The organism is Sphingomonas flavida (assembly GCF_036663655.1).
Lineage (GTDB): Bacteria > Pseudomonadota > Alphaproteobacteria > Sphingomonadales > Sphingomonadaceae > Sphingomonas.
Genome location: NZ_JAXOJH010000008.1, coordinates 66140 through 83581, shown reverse-complemented (window position 1 = coordinate 83581; position 17442 = coordinate 66140). Strand labels below are relative to the sequence as shown.

Genomic DNA, 17442 nt, shown 5'->3' with positions numbered 1-17442 from the left:
TAAGGCGTGGCGGTTGATCCTACGACAACGCCCCCGCCGCCAGCTTCAAATCCTCGACGAACCGCGCATATTCCACCTTCTTCGCCTCCGGATCCGGCAGGCGGAGCAGATAGCTGGGGTGTACGGTGATGAACGCGGTCCCGCCATCGGGCAGCGTCAGGGCCTTGCCCCGCTCCCGGCCGATGGTCATGACCTTGCCGAACAGCGAGCGCGCCGCCGTCGCGCCCAGGGCGACCGTAACCTTGGGCTGGATCAACAGGCGTTCCTGTTCGACCCACCAGCGGCACGCCTGAATCTCCCCGGCATTGGGCGAGCTGTGGATGCGGCGCTTGCCGCGTGGTTCGAATTTGAAGTGCTTGACCGCATTGGTGACATACGCGGTCGCGCGGTCGATCCCGGCCTCTGCCACCGCGCGGTCGAACACCTGCCCGGCTGGGCCGACAAAGGGATGGCCCGCCAGATCCTCCTGGTCGCCGGGCTGCTCGCCGACGAACATCAGCGCGGCATCGACCGGGCCTTCGCCGAAGACCGTCTGCGTGGCGGGGGCATGAAGCGGACAGCGGGTGCAGCCTATCGCTTCGTCACGGAGCGCGGCCCAGGCTGCTTGCGCATTCCCGCCGCGTCCGGTCCGGGCATCCGCTCTGGCCGTGTCGATCATGCCTGCCTCCCGCGCCTGCGCGCCTGCGATCAATTCGGAGACCAACGCGGTTTCCGGCATGTTTTTCCAGTATTTGCGCGGCATCTCCTTCATCATCGCGCCGATCTTCAGGCGGGCGGGGTTGAAGATGCTGGCATAATAGGTCTTCCACACCGCCTCGGTCGGATCGCCCTCCGGCGCGTCCGTCTTCGTTGCGCCGGGGCCTTCCTCCAATGTCTTGCCGTCCCAGTGGAGCGAAACCTCCGGCGTCAGGATCGACCAGCGCATCGTGGTGAAGCGATTGACGAAGAACGCCGCATTGGCGCGCACGATATGATGCTCGGGCTCGAACCAGGCGACATAGCGCGGGCCGTCATCATCCTCGGTCTCGCGAAAACGGACGAAGGCGCGCATCTTGTGGATGTCGCGCCGCACCGCCTTGGCCAGCCGGTCGAGGCGGCGGATCAGCGGATCGGCCTGGTCCTCGATCAGCCGGGGCTGTCGCCGCAGCCGGTCGAGCGCGGTGTGGAGCAGGGCGAAACGCTCCGGATCGTTGGACAGGATGACGCTGCGGGCGAGGTCGATAAAGCCGCGCGAGACGGAGAAGCGCGGGGCCTCGGCGGCGGGGGCCTGCTCCGCCACCGCACCGAACAGATCGGCGCTTTGCTCGCCGACTTGCCACACGACCTGGTCGGGCGGCACGCTATCGGCGACCAGCAAGCGCGCGGCGTCGCGCCAGCCGTCGAAATCATCGGGGGCGGGGAGGGTTACGATGCGCATGTTCTAGCCCCCTCCCCTGAAGGGGAGGGGGGCAGTGAGCGGACACCTGGCTGCTTCGAAAACGTCCCTCGGAATCAATCGCGCTCGTCTGCGCCGGGCGGGTTGTCCTTGGCTTCCTTCGCTTCGATCGGCTTGCGCTCCTCGTAGACTTCCGCCAGCTTCTTCTCGGTCGCGTCGTCGAGTTCCTTCTCGGCGGCGGGAAACATCTCTTCCTCTTCCTCATCGATATGATGCTCATAGCGATGGCGCATGTGGAAGAATTTCGATTCCCACTCGTCCGATGCGAAATCCAGATCCATCATCTCGCCGAGCAGATCGTCGATCTCCTTATGCTCGGACACCGAATGGCGCGCCTCGTCGCGCAGCTCGGGTTCGCCCAGCATGGTGGCGTAAAGGGATTCCTCCTCGGCGGCGGCGTGGCTCTGCACCTCGATGCGGAACGCCTCGAACAGCTTCTTGCGCTTGGCGCCGTCGCCCTTCAGTTCGGCGAGTTCCTTCAGCATGTCGCGCTGCTTGTCGTGATCGCGCTTCAGATCGGCATAGATGTCGGCGGTGGCCATGGGGGCGTCTCCTTCGCCTATCCAACGGCGCAACATGATGCCCGTTTCACCCGCGAATCACTCTCACGAATCCGTGCCGCTCAGGCGAAGAGTTCGAGCTGCTTGCCCTTGGGCTTCACCAGCGGTGACAGATCGACCTGGTCGGACAGCGCGACCGGCCGCCAGTCCTCGGCGATCAGGAAGGGGCGCAGCTTGGTGATCGACACGGTCAGTCGCCCGACATCCTCCAGCCGCAGCTTGCGCCATTTGCGCGTGGCGATGATCCGATCCACCGCCTTCACGCCCAGTCCCGGCACGCGCAGCAGCATCTCGCGCGGCGCACGGTTCACATCGACCGGGAAATGCTGGCGGAATTTCAGCGCCCAGGCCAGCTTGGGATCGATGTCGAGTGGCAGCATCCCCGTCGCCTCATCCGCCGCCGCGGCGACCTCGTTCGGCCGATAGTCGTAGAAGCGCATGAGCCAGTCCGACTGGTACAGTCGATGCTCGCGCATCAAGGGCGGGCGCTGCAGCGGCAGCACGGCCGAGGCATCGGGGATCGGGCTGAACGCCGAATAATAGACGCGGCGCAAGCGGAACCGATCGTACAGCGTCGCCGCGCGGCCGACGATATCACGATCGGTCGCGGCATCCGCGCCGACGATCATCTGGGTCGACTGTCCGGCAGGGGCGAAGCCGGGGGCGGACTTGTATTTCTTGGCCGCATCCTGTCGGTCTTCGATCGCGGTCTTCACATCGGCCATCGCGCCTTCGATCCGGTCCGCATCCTTTTCGGGGGCGAGGCGACGCAGGCCGCCGACGGTGGGCAGCTCGACATTGATCGACACGCGGTCGGCATGGACGCCCGCCAGACGGACCAGCTCGGGATCGGCATCGGGAATGGTCTTCAGATGAATATAACCGCGAAAGCCATGATCCTCGCGCAGGGACCGCGCGACCTCGACCATCTGCTCCATCGTGTAGTTGGAGGACTTGATGATGCCCGAGGAGAGGAACAGCCCCTCGATATAATTGCGGCGATAGAAGGCGAGGGTGAGGTTCACCACCTCCTGCGCGGTAAAGCGCGCGCGGCGCACGTTCGACGATTTGCGGTTGATGCAATAATGGCAGTCGAAGATGCAAGCATTGGTCAGCAGGATCTTCAGCAGCGAGATACACCGGCCATCGGGCGCATAGGCGTGACAGATGCCCATGCCCTCGGTCGATCCGATCCCCTTGCCGTCGCTACTGTTGCGCTTGGTCGTGCCCGACGACGCGCACGAGGCATCATATTTGGCGGCATCGGCCAGGATCGCCAGCTTTTCACGGGTATCGAGTTGCGTCATATGTTCGATATATGTTCGCAGGGTGGACGGGGCAAGCGGAACCCCGCCAGTCATCGGCCGTAAAGCCGGTCTGATCCATATGCGGCGGATCGAGGAGGGATGGATGATGCGTAAGGCAATGATCGCAATGGCACTGGTCGGCGTTGCGGGACCGGCGATGGCGCAGGTCGTGACGAGCAAGGCCAAAACCGCCGATTACGAATTCAGCTATGCCTATCCCGCCGCCGCCGCGCGCATCGCCGGGCTGAAGGCCTGGCTCGACGCCGAACGTGCGCGTATCCAGGGCAAGACCGCGCGCGACGCCGCCGCCGGTCACCGCGAGGCGCGCAAGGCGGGCTTTCCCTTCAACCGCTATTCCTTCGACCAGACATGGAAGGTCGTGACCGATACGCCGCGCTTCCTCAGCCTGTCGGGCGACAGCTATAATTTTGCCGGCGGGGCGCATGGCTCGCCCGCGTCATACGGGCTGCTTTGGGACAAGGCGGCCGGACGGCGGCTGGATCCCAAGGCGGTGTTCGCCTCGCTTCCTGCGCTCCAGGCCGCGACCCGTGGCGACTATTGCAGCAGGCTGAAGGCGGAGCAGCGGCGGCGCAACCAGGGCGAGGTATCGTCGATGAATGCCTGTCCGCCGGTCAAGGACCTGACCGTGCTGCTGGGATCGACCAACGGCCGCGCGATCGACCGGATCGGCTTGATCGCCGATCCGTACGTCGCGGGTTCCTATGCCGAAGGGGCCTATGAGGTGACGTTGCCGGTGACGCGGGCGGTCGTGGGCGCGGTGAAGCCGGAATATCGTGGGGCGTTTGCCGTGCGGGAATAATCAGTTACCGGGATACCCGAAGACTGAGCATGTCAGAAGTCTCAGTTGATAGCCTTGGCAGCGATCAGGCTATCGACAATAATCTCACTGTCTGATGCCCCCATATGCCCATATTCGCCCCGATAGGCCGTTCGTCGTCCGATAAAATCGAGGAGCATTAGACGCGGCTGTTCTGAATCAAGCGGTTGGATGCTGTTGGGTTTCGTCTTCCAGCTCAGCCATTCTTCATCACCGAACCTTCGGTCACGGCGTTCGGCCCGAAGTTTGGCGACTACGGCGTTGGCATTGGTTTCACCCTCGAAAAACCGTGATCCTTCGAACTCGCTAAGCCAGATTCCCCGGAAGCGACGAGGGGGGAGCATCTTATAGCACTCGTCGGTCGGAATCGCAGCTAAGACGTCGATACCGTTAATCGTTTCGTGATTGGCACAGGGATATAGACGTATAAATCGCAGAGGAACGAGGCTGGCGATGGCATCCGCCGGATGACGATAGGCCGTGAGGGGGACCGATCGTTCTCCGCATCCTGCCAGGATCAACGGCGCCAATATAAGCCATCCGCGCGTCATCGACTGCCTCGTGTCATTGCACCGGCATTTGTCACTGCGGGTCGGTAGCTGTCGATCGTTAAGTGCGCCGCCGCCGGGCATGGGCGAACAGCAAAAGCCCCTATGACGGATCACCCTGCCGCCGTCCGCGCCGCTTCGTCATCGGGTCGGGCTTCCTGGGCGGCACCCAGCCTTCGGGGCGTTCGGGGCGCGACTGGCTGGTGCCCAGGCCCATCGCGCCGGGGCGCTGGCGGGTCAGGCCGCTGGTGTCGACCGCATCATCCTCCGCACCGCCGCGCAGCAGGGTAATCCGGTCGCGCAACCGACGCGCTTCCTCATAGTCGAGGCGGTCGGCGGCGGCCTCCATCTGGAGACGAAGGTCTTCGATTGTCGGGGCGGTCATGCCCGGACAAACGCCTCAAGCGGCGATGCGTGCCGCCTCGGTCTCGGCGATCCAGCCGCCGCCGAGCACCCGGTCGCCGTCATACAGTACCGCCGCCTGGCCCGGCGACACGCCATATTCGGGCGCGTCGAAGACCAGCCGCTCGCCGATCATGCGCGCCGGCACCGGCTTGGCCATGGAGCGTACCTTGGCGAACAGCGGACCGTCGAGCGGGCCGAGTATGTTCATGGCGGTCAGCCGCGCCGCCTCGACCGCCAGTGCGGCGCGCGGGCCGACGACGACGCGCTTGGTATCGGGCTCCAGCCGGACGACGTAGAGCGGCTCGGGGCTGCCGCCGATTTCCAGCCCGCGCCGCTGGCCGACCGTATAGTGGATCAGGCCGCGATGCTCGCCCAGCTTGGTCCCCGACAGGTCGACGATGTCGCCGCGCGTATCCGCTTCCGGACGCAATTTCTTGACCAATCCGGCATAGTCGCCGTCGGGCACGAAGCAGATGTCCTGGCTGTCGGGTTTGGCGGCGACCCCCAGGCCCAGTTCGGCGGCGATCTCGCGGACCCGCGACTTCGGCAGCGCGCCGAGCGGGAAGCGCAGGAAATCCAGCTGCTCCTGCGTGGTCGCGAAGAGGAAGTAGCTCTGGTCGCGCGCGGGGTCGGCACCGCGGTGCAGCTCCGCCCCATGCAGACCCTCGGCGCGACGGACATAATGACCGGTCGCCAGGCAGTCGGCGCCCAGTTCGCGCGCCAGCTTCAGCAGGTCGGTGAATTTCGGGCCCATATTGCACTGGACGCACGGGATCGGCGTGCGTCCGGCCAGATACTCGTCGGCAAAGCGATCGACCACCTGGGTCCGGAAACTGTCTTCATGGTCGAAGACATAATGTGCGATGCCCAGCCGGTCGCAGACGGCGCGCGCGTCGCGAATGTCACGGCCCGCGCAACAGGCGCCCGCCCGGCCCACCGCTTCGCCATGGTCGTAGAGTTGCAGGGTGACGCCGATCGTCTCGGCCCCCGTGGCATGGGCGAGCGCGGCCACGACCGAGCTGTCGACCCCGCCCGACATCGCCACCACGATTCGCTTGGCCCGGGGATCGCCCCCGAGTTGAAAATCCACCATCTGCTCCATGGTCGGCGTCCATACGCCTTTCAGGCCCCGCTTGCAAAAAAGGACGCATGCGGCGGCGGCATGATGGTTAAGAAAAAAGTGCAGTTACTTCACGGCCTTTACCCGGCTTTCATATCCGCCGGATATCAGGGTGGCTCACCAGTCAGGATGGATCGCGCTTTTGGACCTCAGCTTCAACCGGTTTGATCGGGATACCGAACTGACGGTTTTGCCGCCGGACCTGGCGGTGCTGATGGTTGGTGCGACCGCGCGGCAGGCCGCCAGCCGGACCGCCGCGGTCCAGGCCGGATTCGCGCGACGGGATCCCGATCCCAGCCTGTTTTCGCCCCTCGACGGGGCGTTCAACGGGCCGATGGCACGGACCCTCGCACGGTGGAGCAGGAATGAATGACCCGTTAACCTTTCGATTTTAGGCGATGTTCAAGGGCCCGCGATATCAAGGGGCCATCAGACGACATGGGGTGGGGAGCCCCGGTGAGGTTGCATGATGATCGAGAACCAAAAGATCCGCCCTGCCAAGGTAATCGGGCCGCTCGGCGAACCGCTGACGCTCGAAAGCCTGCCGCCGCCCAGCACGACGCGCTGGGTCGTCCGTCGCAAGGCCGAGGTGGTGGCGGCCGTCAATGGCGGGCTGCTCTCGGTAGACGAAGTCTGCGAACGCTATGGCCTGACGGTCGAGGAGTTTGCGGGGTGGCAGCGGGCGATCGACCGGTCGGGGATGCCGGGCCTGCGCGTGACCCGGATCCAGCATTATCGCTCGCTCTACGAACGCCAGCAGAAATACTGAGTATGCAATAAAAACGATCGCATTGTTGACATGCGCAAAACGGTTCATCGAATCGACGGTACGGGGACGGAACAATAATCGCCATTCGCACGTCTTCCCCCCGTGTCCCGCTCGCGGGCCCAACGGAGGGAAAGACAATGGGTATTATCCTGTGGCTTATCGTCGGTGGTGTCATTGGCTGGCTGGCCAGCATCATCATGCGTACTGATGCTCAGCAGGGCATCTTCTTAAATATCGTCGTCGGTGTCGTCGGCGCGTTCATCGGTGGTCTGATCTTTGCAGGCGGCTCGATCAACAATGCCGGTCTGACGCTTACCTCGTTCCTCGTTTCGCTGCTGGGCGCTGTTGTCCTGCTGGCGATCGTGAACCTCGTTCGCCGCGGTCGGGTGCGCTAAGCACCCCATCGCTCGGAGCGAAGACAAAAGGGCCGTCCGGGTAACCGGGCGGCTCTTTTGCTATGCGCGGTACGGCCCATGCTGATCCTGCCGATCACGGTCGGGCAGGCGGGCGGGCCGGAAAAAACCACCCCCATGACCATGCGCCATGGGGGTGGGCGTCGGTCAGTTCAGCAGGAACCGGACCGAGACATTGACGGTCACGTCGCGCTCGCCGGGCGCGATGCTGGTCTTTTCCATGGAATCGGCGCGCATCGCCATCGAGCGGACCATCATCGGGCGCTCGGGGCCGCCGGCATCCGCGCCGTTTTCGGTGATCGATACGATCCGCGTCACCCGCATCCCCGCCGCCTTGGCATAGAGTTCGGCTCGCGCACGGGCACGCTGAACGGCATCGGCGCGCGCTTCGCCCAGCGCGGCGTCGGGCTTGTCGATCGACAGATTGGGTCCGTCGATCTGGTTGGCGCCTTGCGCGACCAGTGCATCCAGCACCCCGCCCGACTTCGCGATGTCGCGGAAGCGGATGCTGATCGTGTTGGTCGCCTGATAGCCGGTGATGACGGGCGGGACATTTTCGCCGTAACGATATTGCGGCTGTAGCTGGACGGTCGCGGTCTGGATGTCGCGGTCGGCGACCCCGGCCCGCTTCACCGCCGCCAGCACCCGGGCCATCCGCTGGGCATTGTCGGAGAGCGCAGCGGCGGCGGTCGCGCCCTGGCTGACCACCCCGGCGCGGATCGTCGCGATATCGGGCGTGCGCGTGGTGCGCCCCTCGGCCGAGATGTCGAGGACGGTGCCGGCGGCAGGCACCAGCGGTTCGACCGTGGTCGGGGCGGGCACGCTCTGCGCCAGTGCCGCACCCGGCAGCAGCGCGGCCGGGGCCAGCGCGGCGGCAAGCAGGATCTTGTTCATCGTCGTCTCCCTTTGATGATGCGAAGTCTTTGGCAACTATCGGCAAAACGTGTGATGAACGCGCCGGAATCATCTTGGGGGCACCTGGACCGGGCGGTCGCGCAAAGATGCTTGAACAGGGTGATATATTTCTATAACACAGCGACGATTGGGCGCATCCTGTGCGCTGTTTCGCGCAACGGTGATGCGGGTCGGGGATCGGTGACGAACATGAATTACGAGACGGGGGCGATTGGTGGCGGCCAGCATCTGGGCCTGGAGGGGCCTGCGCCCCGGCGGGGTCGGCGCTGGATCTGGATCGTCGTGGCGGTCGTCGCGCTGGCGCTGGTCGGCTGGCTCATGTTCGGCGGCAAGAAGCATGCCGCCGAACAGGGGGCGGGCGCCGGAACCCAGATTCCCAACATCACCGTCGTCGTGCCCGGTCGCCAGACGGTCAGCCGGGTGATCTCCGCCACCGGTACGCTGGCCGCACGGCGCGAGATGCCGGTCGGCGTGGCGGGCGAGGGCGGCATGATCACCCGCGTCCTCGTCGAGCCGGGCCAGTGGGTTCGCGCCGGACAGGTGCTGGCGACCGTCGACCGCTCGGTCCAGACCCAGACCGCCTCGGCGCTGAACGCCCAGGTGTCGGTGGCGCAGTCGGACCAGCAGATCGCCCAGGCCGAACTCGACCGCGCCCAGCAGCTGGTTGATCGCGGCTTTATCTCCAAGGCCGATCTCCAGCGTCGCGCCGCGACCCGCGATGCCGCCGCCGCCCGCGTCCGCGCGGCGCAGGCGACCTTCCGCGAAGCGCAGGCGCGCAACGGCCGCCTCGATATCCGCGCACCGGCCGAAGGGTTGATCCTGACCCGCGCCGCCGAGCCGGGCCAGATCGTCAGCTCGGGCTCGGGCGTGCTGTTCCGCATGGCGATGGGCGGGCAGATGGAACTGCGCGCGCAGCTGGCGGAATCGGATCTGGTCGGCCTGTCGGTCGGCGCGCCCGCCACCGTGACTCCGGTCGGCGGCGACCAGAGCTTCAAGGGCGAGGTGTGGCAGGTGTCGCCGATCATCGATCCGCAGACGCGCCAGGGCGTGGCGCGCATCGCGCTGACCTACAACCCGGCGCTGCGTCCGGGCGGCTTTGCGGCGGCGACGATCCGCGGCGGTGGGGCGCAGGCCCCCGTCCTGCCGGACTCGGCGATCCAGAGCGACGACAAGGGCAGCTTCGTCTATATCGTCGGCCCGGACGACAAGGTCGCACGCCGCGACATCAAGATCGGCCAGGTTTCGGACAACGGCGTGACCATCGCCTCGGGCCTGACCGGGACCGAGCGGGTGGTGCGTTCGGCGGGCGGCTTCCTGGCGGCAGGCCAGCAGGTCCGCCCGATCGTGGCAGGCCAGGAGGCCAAGTGACATGAGTTTCCGCAACATCTCCGCCTGGGCGATCCGGAACCCCGTTCCGCCGATCGTCCTGTTCGTCGCGCTGACGCTGGCGGGGATCGTCAGCTTCATGCGGATGGACGTGAACAACGATCCCGACATCGATTTCCCGATCGTCGTGGTCGTCGTGAACCAGCCGGGTGCGGCGCCGACCGAGCTGGAGACGCAGGTCACCCAGCGGGTCGAGGCGGCGTTGCGGAACCTCCAGGGCGTCGACCAGATCACCTCGACGGTGACCGAGGGCCAGTCGCAGACTTTGGTCCAGCTCGATATCGGCACGCCGATCGACCGCGCGGTCAGCGATGCGCGCGACGCCATCACCCAAATCCGCTCGATGCTGCCCGACGGCATTCTCGAGCCGCAGGTCATTCGCGTCGACTCGACCGACAACGACCTCGCCAGCTATTCGGCGGTGGCGTCCAACATGACGCCCGAACAGCTCAGCTGGTATATCGACAACAACGTCACCAAGGAGCTGTTGTCGGTTCCCGGCCTGTCCAAGGTCATCCGCAACGGCGGCGTGACGCGCGAGATCCGCGTCATCCTCGATCCGCTGAAGCTGCAGGCGCAGGGGCTGACCGCCAGCGAGGTCAACGCGCAGCTGCGCATGACCAACCTGAACGCCGCCGGTGGCCGTGCCGAGATCGCCGGGACCGAGCAGGCGGTGCGCGTGCTGGGCAATGCGCGCAACGCCTATGACCTGGGCCAGACCCAGATCAACGTGCGCGGCGGGCGCACCGTGCGCCTGGCCGATATCGCCACGGTCCGCGACCTCTATGCCGAACAGCGTTCGCAGGCGGCGGTCGACGGGCGCCAGGTCATCAGCTTCGACTTCCAGCGCGCCAAGGGTGCGTCCGACGTCAGCGTCTATAACGGCGCGGTCGAGAAGCTGAAGGCGCTGGAAAAGCGCAACCCGGAGGTGAAGTTCGTCCTCCGTTCGAACAGCGTGAAATATACCGAGGCGCAGTATGAAAGCGCCATCCATGCGATGATCGAGGGCGCGGTGCTGGCCGTCATCGTCGTCTTCCTGTTCCTGCGCGATTGGCGCGCGACCGTCATCTCGGCGCTGGCCATCCCGCTGTCGGCGATCCCGGCCTTCTGGTTCATGGACCTGCTGGGCTTCACGCTCAACCAGATGACGCTGCTCGCGCTCAGCCTGGTGGCGGGCGTGCTGGTGGACGATGCGATCGTGGAGATCGAGAATATCGTGCGCCACATGCGGATGGGCAAATCCGCCTATCAGGCGTCGATCGACGCGGCGGACGAGATCGGCCTGGCCGTGCTCGCCACCACCATGGCGATCGTCGCGGTGTTCCTGCCCGTCGCACTGATGCCGGGCGTGCCGGGCCAGTATTTCAAGAATTTCGGCCTGACCGTCGTCGTCTCGGTGCTGATGAGCCTGGCGGTGGCGCGCATGATCACGCCGATGATCGCGGCCTATTTCCTGAAGTCGGCGGGCCATGCCAGCCACGGCGAAGGCAAGCTGATGGACGCCTATATGGCGACGTTGCGCTGGTCGCTGCGGTTCGACCGGCCGACCGACGGGGTAAAGCGGGGGCTGTTCCGGCGCATCCTGGGCCGGTTCCGCGACCATCGCCTGTGGGTGATCGGCATCGGCGTCGGCGCGTTCGTGCTGACCGTCGTGATGTTCGGCATCATCCCCAAGACCTTCCAGCCGCCGCAGGACAATGACCAGGCGGTCGCCAAGATCGAAATGGTGCCGGGCACCACGCTGGCCCAGACCGATCAGGTCGTGAAGCGGGTGGCGCAGTTTCTGAAGAAGCAACCCGATGTCGAATCGGTCTATTCGCGCACCAGCGTCGGCAATGGCCGGGTGGTGGCGACGTTGAAGGAGGATCGCTCGATGAAGAGCACCGAATTCGAACGCTCGCTGGCGCCCGAACTGGCGGCGATCCCGGACGCGCGCGTAACCTTCCAGTCGCAGTTCGGCTGGGGATCGAGCGGGCGCGACCTGACCATCACGCTGGGAGGCGACGATCCCGCCGTGCTGCGCGCCACCGCGAACAAGATCGTCGAGCAGATGGGCACGTTGCCCGGCTTGGTCGCGCCGCGTATCGTCGGCAATCTCGACCGGCCGGAAATCGTCATCCGCCCACGCCTCGACCTCGCGGCCAATCTGGGCGTGACGACGCAGGCCTTGTCGAGTGCCATCCGTATCGCGACGCTGGGCGATATCGACCAGAACTCGGCGCGTTTCTCGCTGTCGGACCGTCAGGTGCCGATCCGCGTCGCGCTGGACCAGAATGCCCGTGCGCGCCTCTCGACCATCCAGAACCTGCCGGTGCAGACCCAGACCGGCGGCTCGGTGCCGCTCAGCGTCGTGGCCGATATCGGCCTGGGCGCGGGGCCGACCCAGATCGACCGCGTCAACCAGCGGCGTCAGGTGACGGTGGGCGCCGATCTGGCGCAGGGCGTCATCAGCGGCGATGCGATGAAGAAGGTCCACGACCTGCCCATCATGAAGAACATGCCGATGGGGGTCAGCGAGATGGTGCTGGGCCAGGCCAAGATGCAGAACGAGATGATGACCAACTTCTTCACGGCCATCATCTCGGCGGTGTTCCTGGTCTTTGCGGTGCTGGTGCTGCTCTATCGCCGCTTCCTGCCGCCCTTCGTCAACATGGCCTCGCTGCTGCTCGCGCCGCTGGGCGGGTTGCTGGCGCTGTATTTCAGCGGCAATCCGCTTTCGCTGCCGGTCTATATCGGCCTGCTGATGCTGCTCGGCATCGTCGCCAAGAACTCGATCCTGCTGATCGACTTCGCACTGGAGGAGATCGCCAAGGGCGTGCCGATCCGTGAGGCGGTGCTGGATGCGGGCCACAAGCGTGCCCAGCCGATCGTGATGACCACGGTCGCGATGGTCGCGGGCATGATCCCGACCGCACTGTCGCTGGGCGGTGACGGTTCGTGGCGCAGCCCGATGGGCATCACCGTGATCGGCGGCCTGGCCCTGTCGACGGTCCTGACCCTGCTGATCGTGCCGGCGGCGTTCAGCCTGGCGGTCGGTGTCGAACGCTGGGTCGGCCCGCGCCTGGGTCGTCGCCTGCTGACCTACAAGCCTGGTGACGAACTGGGCAGCGGCCCGGTGATCGAGGGACCGAGCGGCGGCCCCGCGCTGCCGCCCGCGACCGGCAAGCTGGGATATGATCCGGCGGAGTGAATCCTCCCCGGAACGGGGAGGGGAACCGCCGCGCAGCGATGGTGGAGGGGGCGTGCCGCGAGGGCTGACCTATGCGGCATCCTCCCCTCCATCAGCGCTATGCGCTGCCACCTCCCCGTGCCGGGGAGGATCAGATCGCCCCGTTTCGTTACGCTCGGGAAAGATTATTCTTGAACAAAGCCGCCGCTCGCGAATTGTCCTGATTGATGGAACTCGCAACGCGATTGGGGGGTAGCCAGCCCGTTCCAGCCGCCCTGCGGAAGATGCGGGTGGTCGCCACGGGACTGTTGCTGCTGATGGCGGCGCTGTTCCTGGTTTCGCGTGCCTTGCAACCTCTCCACCCCGCCTGGGGCTTCGTTCGCGCCTTTGCCGAGGCGGCGATGGTCGGCGGCTTGGCGGACTGGTTCGCGGTCACCGCACTCTTCCGCCACCCGCTGGGCCTGCCGATCCCGCACACCGCGATCGTGCCGCGCAACAAGGATCGCATCGGCGACACGCTCGCCAATTTCCTGCGCACCAACTTCCTGATCCCGCGCGTCATCGCACGCCGCATGCACCGGGTGGACGTGGCGGGGGCGGCGGGGCGCTGGCTGGCGCAGCCGCCGCAGGAGGGCGGGCGCATCCGGCGCGGCGCATCGCGGCTGTTCGCCGAGATGCTGAGCGCTTTCGATCCGCAGCGGCTGGGCGGCATGGTCAAAGCGGGCATCGCCGCGCGGTTGCGCGCGACCGAGGTCTCGCCGATCCTGGGGCAACTGCTCAAGGCCAGCATCGCGCAAGGACGCCACCTGCCGCTGCTCGACTCGGTGCTGCGCTGGGCGGCCTCGGCGCTGGAGGCGAACGAGACGATCGTCCGGGCGATGGTGCACGAACGGGCCGGAGCCATCCTGCGCTGGACCGGGCTGGACGAGACGCTGGCCGACAAGCTGATCGACGGGTTGCACAAGCTGCTCCACGATGTCGCCGAGGATCGCGACCATCCGCTGCGCCAGAAGATCGAGGAGGGGCTCGATCGCCTGGCTTGGGACCTGCAATATGATCCGCGCACCCGCGACCGGGTGGAGGCGATGAAGGCCGACCTGATCGCCAATCCCGCGATGCAGCGCTGGCTGGACGGCCTGTGGGAACAGGCGCGCGAGGCGCTGTTGCGCATGGCGCGCGATCCGCAGGCGGTGACCGCCGGACGGCTGGGCGACACGCTGCGCCATCTCGGCCGGACGCTTCAGGACGATCCGCGGCTGGCGGCGACCATCAACCGCTTCGTGCGGCGGGCGGCGGCGGGCGTGGCGGCCGATTATGGCGACGGTATCGTCCGGCTGGTGTCGGAAACGGTGCGCGGCTGGGATGCCGATACCGTCACGTCACGGCTGGAAAATGCGGTGGGCCGCGACCTGCAATATATCCGCATCAACGGCACGCTGGTGGGCGGCAGCGTCGGCCTGGTCCTGCACCTGCTGGATCGGATGCTATGAAAACGTCACGACCTGGTATAATTAACACGCTATATCGATTCGTCGCAGGCACGAAGCGCCTTGTCGATGCCCCCGCTTTCCCGCAAAGAGGCAGGTGATGAACGCCAAGGCCGACTATCAGCACGATGCGGCGGACGGAGGGGCGCTGCGCTTCATGGGCAGCCTGTCGCTCGCGACGCTGGGCGACCTGCCCGAACGGCTGGACCGCGAGGATGCGGCGGTCCGACGGATCGACCTGTCGCAGGTCGACCGGATCGACACCGTCGGCGCCTGGCTGATCCACCGCTTCGCCGCGCGCAACAAGGCCGAGATCGAGGGGCTGAACGACGATCAGCGCCATCTGTTCGCCAAGGTGACCGAGGCGGACCAGCCGGTCGCGATGCGGCCCAAGCCGGTCAGTCCCTTCGCACGCGTGGCGGGCGAGGTCGGCGATGCGGTCGTCGCCGCCTTCCAGACGCTGTACGGCCTGCTGGGCTTCATGGGGGCCACGGTGCTCGCCGCGCTGGCGGTGATCCGCCACCCGCGCCGTTTCCGCTTCAACGCCGTGGTGCACGAGTTCGAGACGGTCGGCGTCTCGGCACTGGCGATCGTTGGCCTCATGAGCTTCCTGATCGGCATCGTCATTGCGCAGCAGGGCGCGGTGCAGCTTCGCCAGTTCGGCGCGGAGGTGTTCACGATCAATCTGGTCGGCCGCCTGACGCTGCGCGAACTGGGCGTGCTGATGACCGCGATCATGGTCGCGGGGCGGTCGGGTTCGGCCTTTGCCGCGCAGCTCGGCACGATGAAGCTCACGGAGGAAATCGACGCGATGCGCGTCATCGGCGTGTCGCCGATGGAGGCGCTGGTCGTGCCGCGCACGCTGGCGGCGGTGACGCTGATGCCGCTGCTCGGCTTTTATTCCTCGCTGATTGCGATCATCGGCGGCGGCTTCCTGGCGGCGGTGTCGTTGGGTATCCCGCCGGTCACCTTCGTCTCGCGCATTCGCGAGGTGGTGCCGATCACCGACCTGTATGTCGGCCTGATCAAGGCCCCCGTCTTCGGCGCGATCATCGCGATCGCGGGCTGTTTCCAGGGCATGCAGGTCAAGTCGGATGCCGAGCAGGTCGGCCTGCGCACGACCGCGGCGGTGGTGCAGGCGATCTTCCTGGTGATCGTGCTAGACGCGTTCTTCGCGGTCTTCTTCACCTGGATCGGATGGGATTGATGGCCGAACAGGAAGACATCCTCATCAAGGTCCGGGGCCTGCGCAACAGCTTCGGCGAGCAGGTCATCCACGACGGGCTGGACCTGGACGTGCGGCAAGGCGAGATCCTCGGCGTGGTCGGTGGGTCGGGCACCGGCAAGTCGGTGCTGATGCGCACGATCATCGGGCTCCAGACCCCCGATGCGGGCGATATCACCGTGTTCGGCGAGCCGACGATCGGCCGCGAGGCGACCGAGGCGGTCGACGTGCGCAAGCGCTGGGGCGTGCTGTTCCAGGGCGGCGCACTGTTCTCGACGCTGACCGTCGCGGAGAATGTCGCCGTCCCCTTGCGCGAATTCTACCGTGAGCTGCCCCAGGCGCTGATGGACGAGATCGCGTCGTACAAGGTGGTGATGACCGGCCTGCCCGCCGATGCCGGGCCCAAATATCCGGCCGAGCTGTCGGGCGGCATGAAGAAGCGCGCCGGGCTGGCCCGCGCGCTGGCGCTCGACCCCGAACTCCTCTTCCTCGACGAGCCGACCGCGGGTCTCGATCCGATCGGCGCGGCGGCGTTCGACCAGTTGATCGCCTCGCTCCAGAAGACGCTGGGGCTGACCGTCTTCCTGATCACCCATGACCTCGACACGCTGTATGCGATCTGCGACCGGGTGGCGGTGCTCGCCGACAAGAAGGTCATCGCGGTCGGCACGATCGACGAGCTGATCGCGCTCGACCATCCGTGGATCGAGGAATATTTCAAGGGCCCGCGCGGCCGGGCGGCCGTTGCCGCCAAGGACGAGGTCGCCGATATCCGGCCGCGTTCGGCGGACACGGACGCCGCGCGCCACCCCACCGAAGTCGAAGCGCACGTCACCGGCCAGCAAAGCCAAGGCAGTGCGGCCGATGCCCATGCGAGAGGCGAAGCAGGGACACGCTGATGGAAACCCGTTCGAACCACGTCCTTGTCGGCTCTGTCGTGCTGATCCTGCTCGCAGTGCTGGCGATCTTCACCGTCTGGATCGCCCGTCTGGGCGGCACGTCGGAGAAGGAATATGACATCTTCTTCCGCCAGTCGGTGGACGGCCTGGCCAAGGGCTCGGCGGTCACCTATTCGGGCGTGCCCTCGGGGCAGGTGAAGGAAATCGCGCTGTGGCGTCCCGATCCGCAGTTCGTGCGCGTGCGCGTCGCGGTGAACGACCAGACGCCGATCTTGCAGGGCACGACGGCGTCGATCTCGGCCAGCTTCACCGGCACCAGCACCATCTCGCTGGACGGTGCCCGCAAGGGCGCGCCGCCGATCGCGTGCCCTACGCCTGAGAACAAGACGATCTGCCCCTATGATGTGCCGGTCATCCCGACCAAGCAGGGCGGCATCGGCGCGATCCTGAACTCCGCGCCGCAGTTGCTGGAGCGGCTGTCGACTCTGACCGAGCGGCTGACCGGGTTGCTGTCGGACCGCAACCAGGCGTCGATCGCCGGGATCCTCGACAACACCAACCGCCTGACCGACGCGCTGGCCGATCGCGGGCCCGAGATCGCGGCGACACTGGCGCAGACCCGCGTGGCGATCCAGCAGGCGGGCGACGCGGCGCAGTCGATCGGCCAGCTGGCGGCGACGACCAACGGCATCCTGGCCGAGGATGTGAAGCCGACCATCGCCAATCTGAACCGCACGATCGCCTCGGCGCAGAAGAGCGCCGATACGCTGAACGCCGCGATCGGCGATGCTCGACCGGGCCTGCAGACCTTCTCGAAGCAGACCGTGCCCGAGGTGGATCGTCTGGTGAAGGACCTGCGCGTGATGACCCAGTCGCTGTCGGCGGTCGCCGAAAAGGTCGACCAGCAGGGGGCGGGGTCGCTGATCGGGCAGCAGAAGCTGCCGGACTATAAGGGCAAGTGAGGAA

Annotated in this window: 17 protein-coding genes; 10 read left to right on the top strand and 7 right to left on the bottom strand. The window is 66.3% G+C overall.

Annotation, left to right across the window (positions count from 1 at the left end):
* Positions 1–19: 19 nt before the first annotated feature.
* From U1703_RS10830 to U1703_RS10820, 3 genes are all read right to left on the bottom strand, one after another.
* On the bottom strand, positions 20–1417 hold the full coding sequence (locus tag U1703_RS10830) for a UdgX family uracil-DNA binding protein (RefSeq protein WP_332785685.1): 1398 nt from the start codon (positions 1415–1417) through the stop codon (positions 20–22).
* A 74-nt stretch (positions 1418–1491) separates the two neighbouring features.
* Positions 1492–1977, bottom strand: coding sequence for a hemerythrin domain-containing protein (locus tag U1703_RS10825; RefSeq protein ID WP_320451677.1), 486 nt, complete (start codon positions 1975–1977; stop codon positions 1492–1494).
* 80 nt (positions 1978–2057) lie between these two features.
* Positions 2058–3302, bottom strand: coding sequence for a putative DNA modification/repair radical SAM protein (locus tag U1703_RS10820; RefSeq protein ID WP_332785684.1), 1245 nt, complete (start codon positions 3300–3302; stop codon positions 2058–2060).
* 106 nt (positions 3303–3408) lie between these two features.
* Between U1703_RS10820 and U1703_RS10815 the strand changes: the two genes are divergently transcribed.
* Positions 3409–4122 carry a DUF4163 domain-containing protein gene (locus U1703_RS10815; RefSeq protein ID WP_332785683.1) on the top strand — a complete coding sequence of 238 codons (714 nt, stop codon included), beginning with the start codon at positions 3409–3411 and terminating at the stop codon, positions 4120–4122.
* A gap of 41 nt (positions 4123–4163) precedes the next feature.
* On the opposite strand, the gene U1703_RS10810 is transcribed toward U1703_RS10815, so the two are convergent.
* From U1703_RS10810 to mnmA, 3 genes are all read right to left on the bottom strand, one after another.
* The gene (locus U1703_RS10810) at positions 4164–4670 is read right to left on the bottom strand and encodes a hypothetical protein (protein ID WP_332785682.1); all 507 of its coding nucleotides are present in this window, start codon (positions 4668–4670) and stop codon (positions 4164–4166) included.
* A gap of 121 nt (positions 4671–4791) precedes the next feature.
* Complete coding sequence (locus U1703_RS10805) at positions 4792–5073, bottom strand: UvrB/UvrC motif-containing protein (RefSeq protein ID WP_332785681.1); 282 nt, start codon at positions 5071–5073, stop codon at positions 4792–4794.
* Positions 5074–5088: 15 nt separating this feature from the next.
* Positions 5089–6186 carry a tRNA 2-thiouridine(34) synthase MnmA gene (gene mnmA / locus U1703_RS10800; RefSeq protein ID WP_332785765.1) on the bottom strand — a complete coding sequence of 366 codons (1098 nt, stop codon included), beginning with the start codon at positions 6184–6186 and terminating at the stop codon, positions 5089–5091.
* Positions 6187–6355: 169 nt separating this feature from the next.
* On the opposite strand from mnmA, the gene U1703_RS10795 reads away from it, so the two are divergent.
* The 3 genes from U1703_RS10795 to U1703_RS10785 all read left to right on the top strand — a co-directional run bounded on the left by U1703_RS10795 (position 6356) and on the right by U1703_RS10785 (position 7377).
* A complete protein-coding gene (locus tag U1703_RS10795) occupies positions 6356–6586 on the top strand; it encodes a hypothetical protein (RefSeq protein WP_320451681.1) in 231 nt (76 codons plus the stop codon).
* A gap of 96 nt (positions 6587–6682) precedes the next feature.
* Positions 6683–6982 carry a CtrA inhibitor SciP gene (gene sciP, locus U1703_RS10790; protein ID WP_261268912.1) on the top strand — a complete coding sequence of 100 codons (300 nt, stop codon included), beginning with the start codon at positions 6683–6685 and terminating at the stop codon, positions 6980–6982.
* 137 nt (positions 6983–7119) lie between these two features.
* Positions 7120–7377 carry a GlsB/YeaQ/YmgE family stress response membrane protein gene (locus U1703_RS10785; RefSeq protein ID WP_042483991.1) on the top strand — a complete coding sequence of 86 codons (258 nt, stop codon included), beginning with the start codon at positions 7120–7122 and terminating at the stop codon, positions 7375–7377.
* Between the two features lie 165 nt (positions 7378–7542).
* On the opposite strand, the gene U1703_RS10780 is transcribed toward U1703_RS10785, so the two are convergent.
* Complete coding sequence (locus U1703_RS10780; RefSeq protein ID WP_332785680.1) at positions 7543–8289, bottom strand: SIMPL domain-containing protein; 747 nt, start codon at positions 8287–8289, stop codon at positions 7543–7545.
* 210 nt (positions 8290–8499) lie between these two features.
* On the opposite strand from U1703_RS10780, the gene U1703_RS10775 reads away from it, so the two are divergent.
* The 6 genes from U1703_RS10775 (at position 8500) to U1703_RS10750 (ending at position 17438) form a co-directional block, all read left to right on the top strand.
* Positions 8500–9678, top strand: coding sequence for an efflux RND transporter periplasmic adaptor subunit (locus U1703_RS10775; protein WP_332785764.1), 1179 nt, complete (start codon positions 8500–8502; stop codon positions 9676–9678).
* Position 9679: 1 nt separating this feature from the next.
* Positions 9680–12886: an efflux RND transporter permease subunit gene (locus tag U1703_RS10770; protein WP_332785679.1), complete on the top strand. Its 3207-nt coding sequence runs from the start codon at positions 9680–9682 to the stop codon at positions 12884–12886.
* A gap of 263 nt (positions 12887–13149) precedes the next feature.
* On the top strand, positions 13150–14355 hold the full coding sequence (locus U1703_RS10765) for a DUF445 domain-containing protein (protein ID WP_332785678.1): 1206 nt from the start codon (positions 13150–13152) through the stop codon (positions 14353–14355).
* A 97-nt stretch (positions 14356–14452) separates the two neighbouring features.
* Complete coding sequence (locus tag U1703_RS10760) at positions 14453–15559, top strand: ABC transporter permease (RefSeq protein WP_320451684.1); 1107 nt, start codon at positions 14453–14455, stop codon at positions 15557–15559.
* Positions 15559–16476, top strand: coding sequence for an ABC transporter ATP-binding protein (locus U1703_RS10755; protein ID WP_332785677.1), 918 nt, complete (start codon positions 15559–15561; stop codon positions 16474–16476). Before U1703_RS10760 ends, U1703_RS10755 begins: the two co-directional genes overlap by 1 nt.
* Positions 16476–17438 carry an MlaD family protein gene (locus tag U1703_RS10750; protein ID WP_320451686.1) on the top strand — a complete coding sequence of 321 codons (963 nt, stop codon included), beginning with the start codon at positions 16476–16478 and terminating at the stop codon, positions 17436–17438. The genes U1703_RS10755 and U1703_RS10750 overlap by 1 nt, the downstream gene beginning before the upstream one ends.
* Positions 17439–17442 lie beyond the last annotated feature (4 nt).

Bases quoted from the DNA above. Each gene is read 5' to 3' on its own strand.
- sciP (WP_261268912.1), top strand. From the start codon at position 6,683: ATGATCGAGAACCAAAAGATCCGCCCTGCCAAGGTAATCGGGCCGCTC.
- U1703_RS10750 (WP_320451686.1), top strand. From the start codon at position 16,476: ATGGAAACCCGTTCGAACCACGTCCTTGTCGGCTCTGTCGTGCTGATC.
- U1703_RS10785 (WP_042483991.1), top strand. From the start codon at position 7,120: ATGGGTATTATCCTGTGGCTTATCGTCGGTGGTGTCATTGGCTGGCTG.
- U1703_RS10760 (WP_320451684.1), top strand. From the start codon at position 14,453: ATGAACGCCAAGGCCGACTATCAGCACGATGCGGCGGACGGAGGGGCG.
- U1703_RS10765 (WP_332785678.1), top strand. From the start codon at position 13,150: ATGCGGGTGGTCGCCACGGGACTGTTGCTGCTGATGGCGGCGCTGTTC.
- U1703_RS10775 (WP_332785764.1), top strand. From the start codon at position 8,500: ATGAATTACGAGACGGGGGCGATTGGTGGCGGCCAGCATCTGGGCCTG.
- mnmA (WP_332785765.1), bottom strand. From the start codon at position 6,186: ATGGTGGATTTTCAACTCGGGGGCGATCCCCGGGCCAAGCGAATCGTG.
- U1703_RS10825 (WP_320451677.1), bottom strand. From the start codon at position 1,977: ATGGCCACCGCCGACATCTATGCCGATCTGAAGCGCGATCACGACAAG.
- U1703_RS10805 (WP_332785681.1), bottom strand. From the start codon at position 5,073: ATGACCGCCCCGACAATCGAAGACCTTCGTCTCCAGATGGAGGCCGCC.
- U1703_RS10780 (WP_332785680.1), bottom strand. From the start codon at position 8,289: ATGAACAAGATCCTGCTTGCCGCCGCGCTGGCCCCGGCCGCGCTGCTG.
- U1703_RS10830 (WP_332785685.1), bottom strand. From the start codon at position 1,417: ATGCGCATCGTAACCCTCCCCGCCCCCGATGATTTCGACGGCTGGCGC.
- U1703_RS10820 (WP_332785684.1), bottom strand. From the start codon at position 3,302: ATGACGCAACTCGATACCCGTGAAAAGCTGGCGATCCTGGCCGATGCC.
- U1703_RS10815 (WP_332785683.1), top strand. From the start codon at position 3,409: ATGCGTAAGGCAATGATCGCAATGGCACTGGTCGGCGTTGCGGGACCG.
- U1703_RS10770 (WP_332785679.1), top strand. From the start codon at position 9,680: ATGAGTTTCCGCAACATCTCCGCCTGGGCGATCCGGAACCCCGTTCCG.
- U1703_RS10755 (WP_332785677.1), top strand. From the start codon at position 15,559: ATGGCCGAACAGGAAGACATCCTCATCAAGGTCCGGGGCCTGCGCAAC.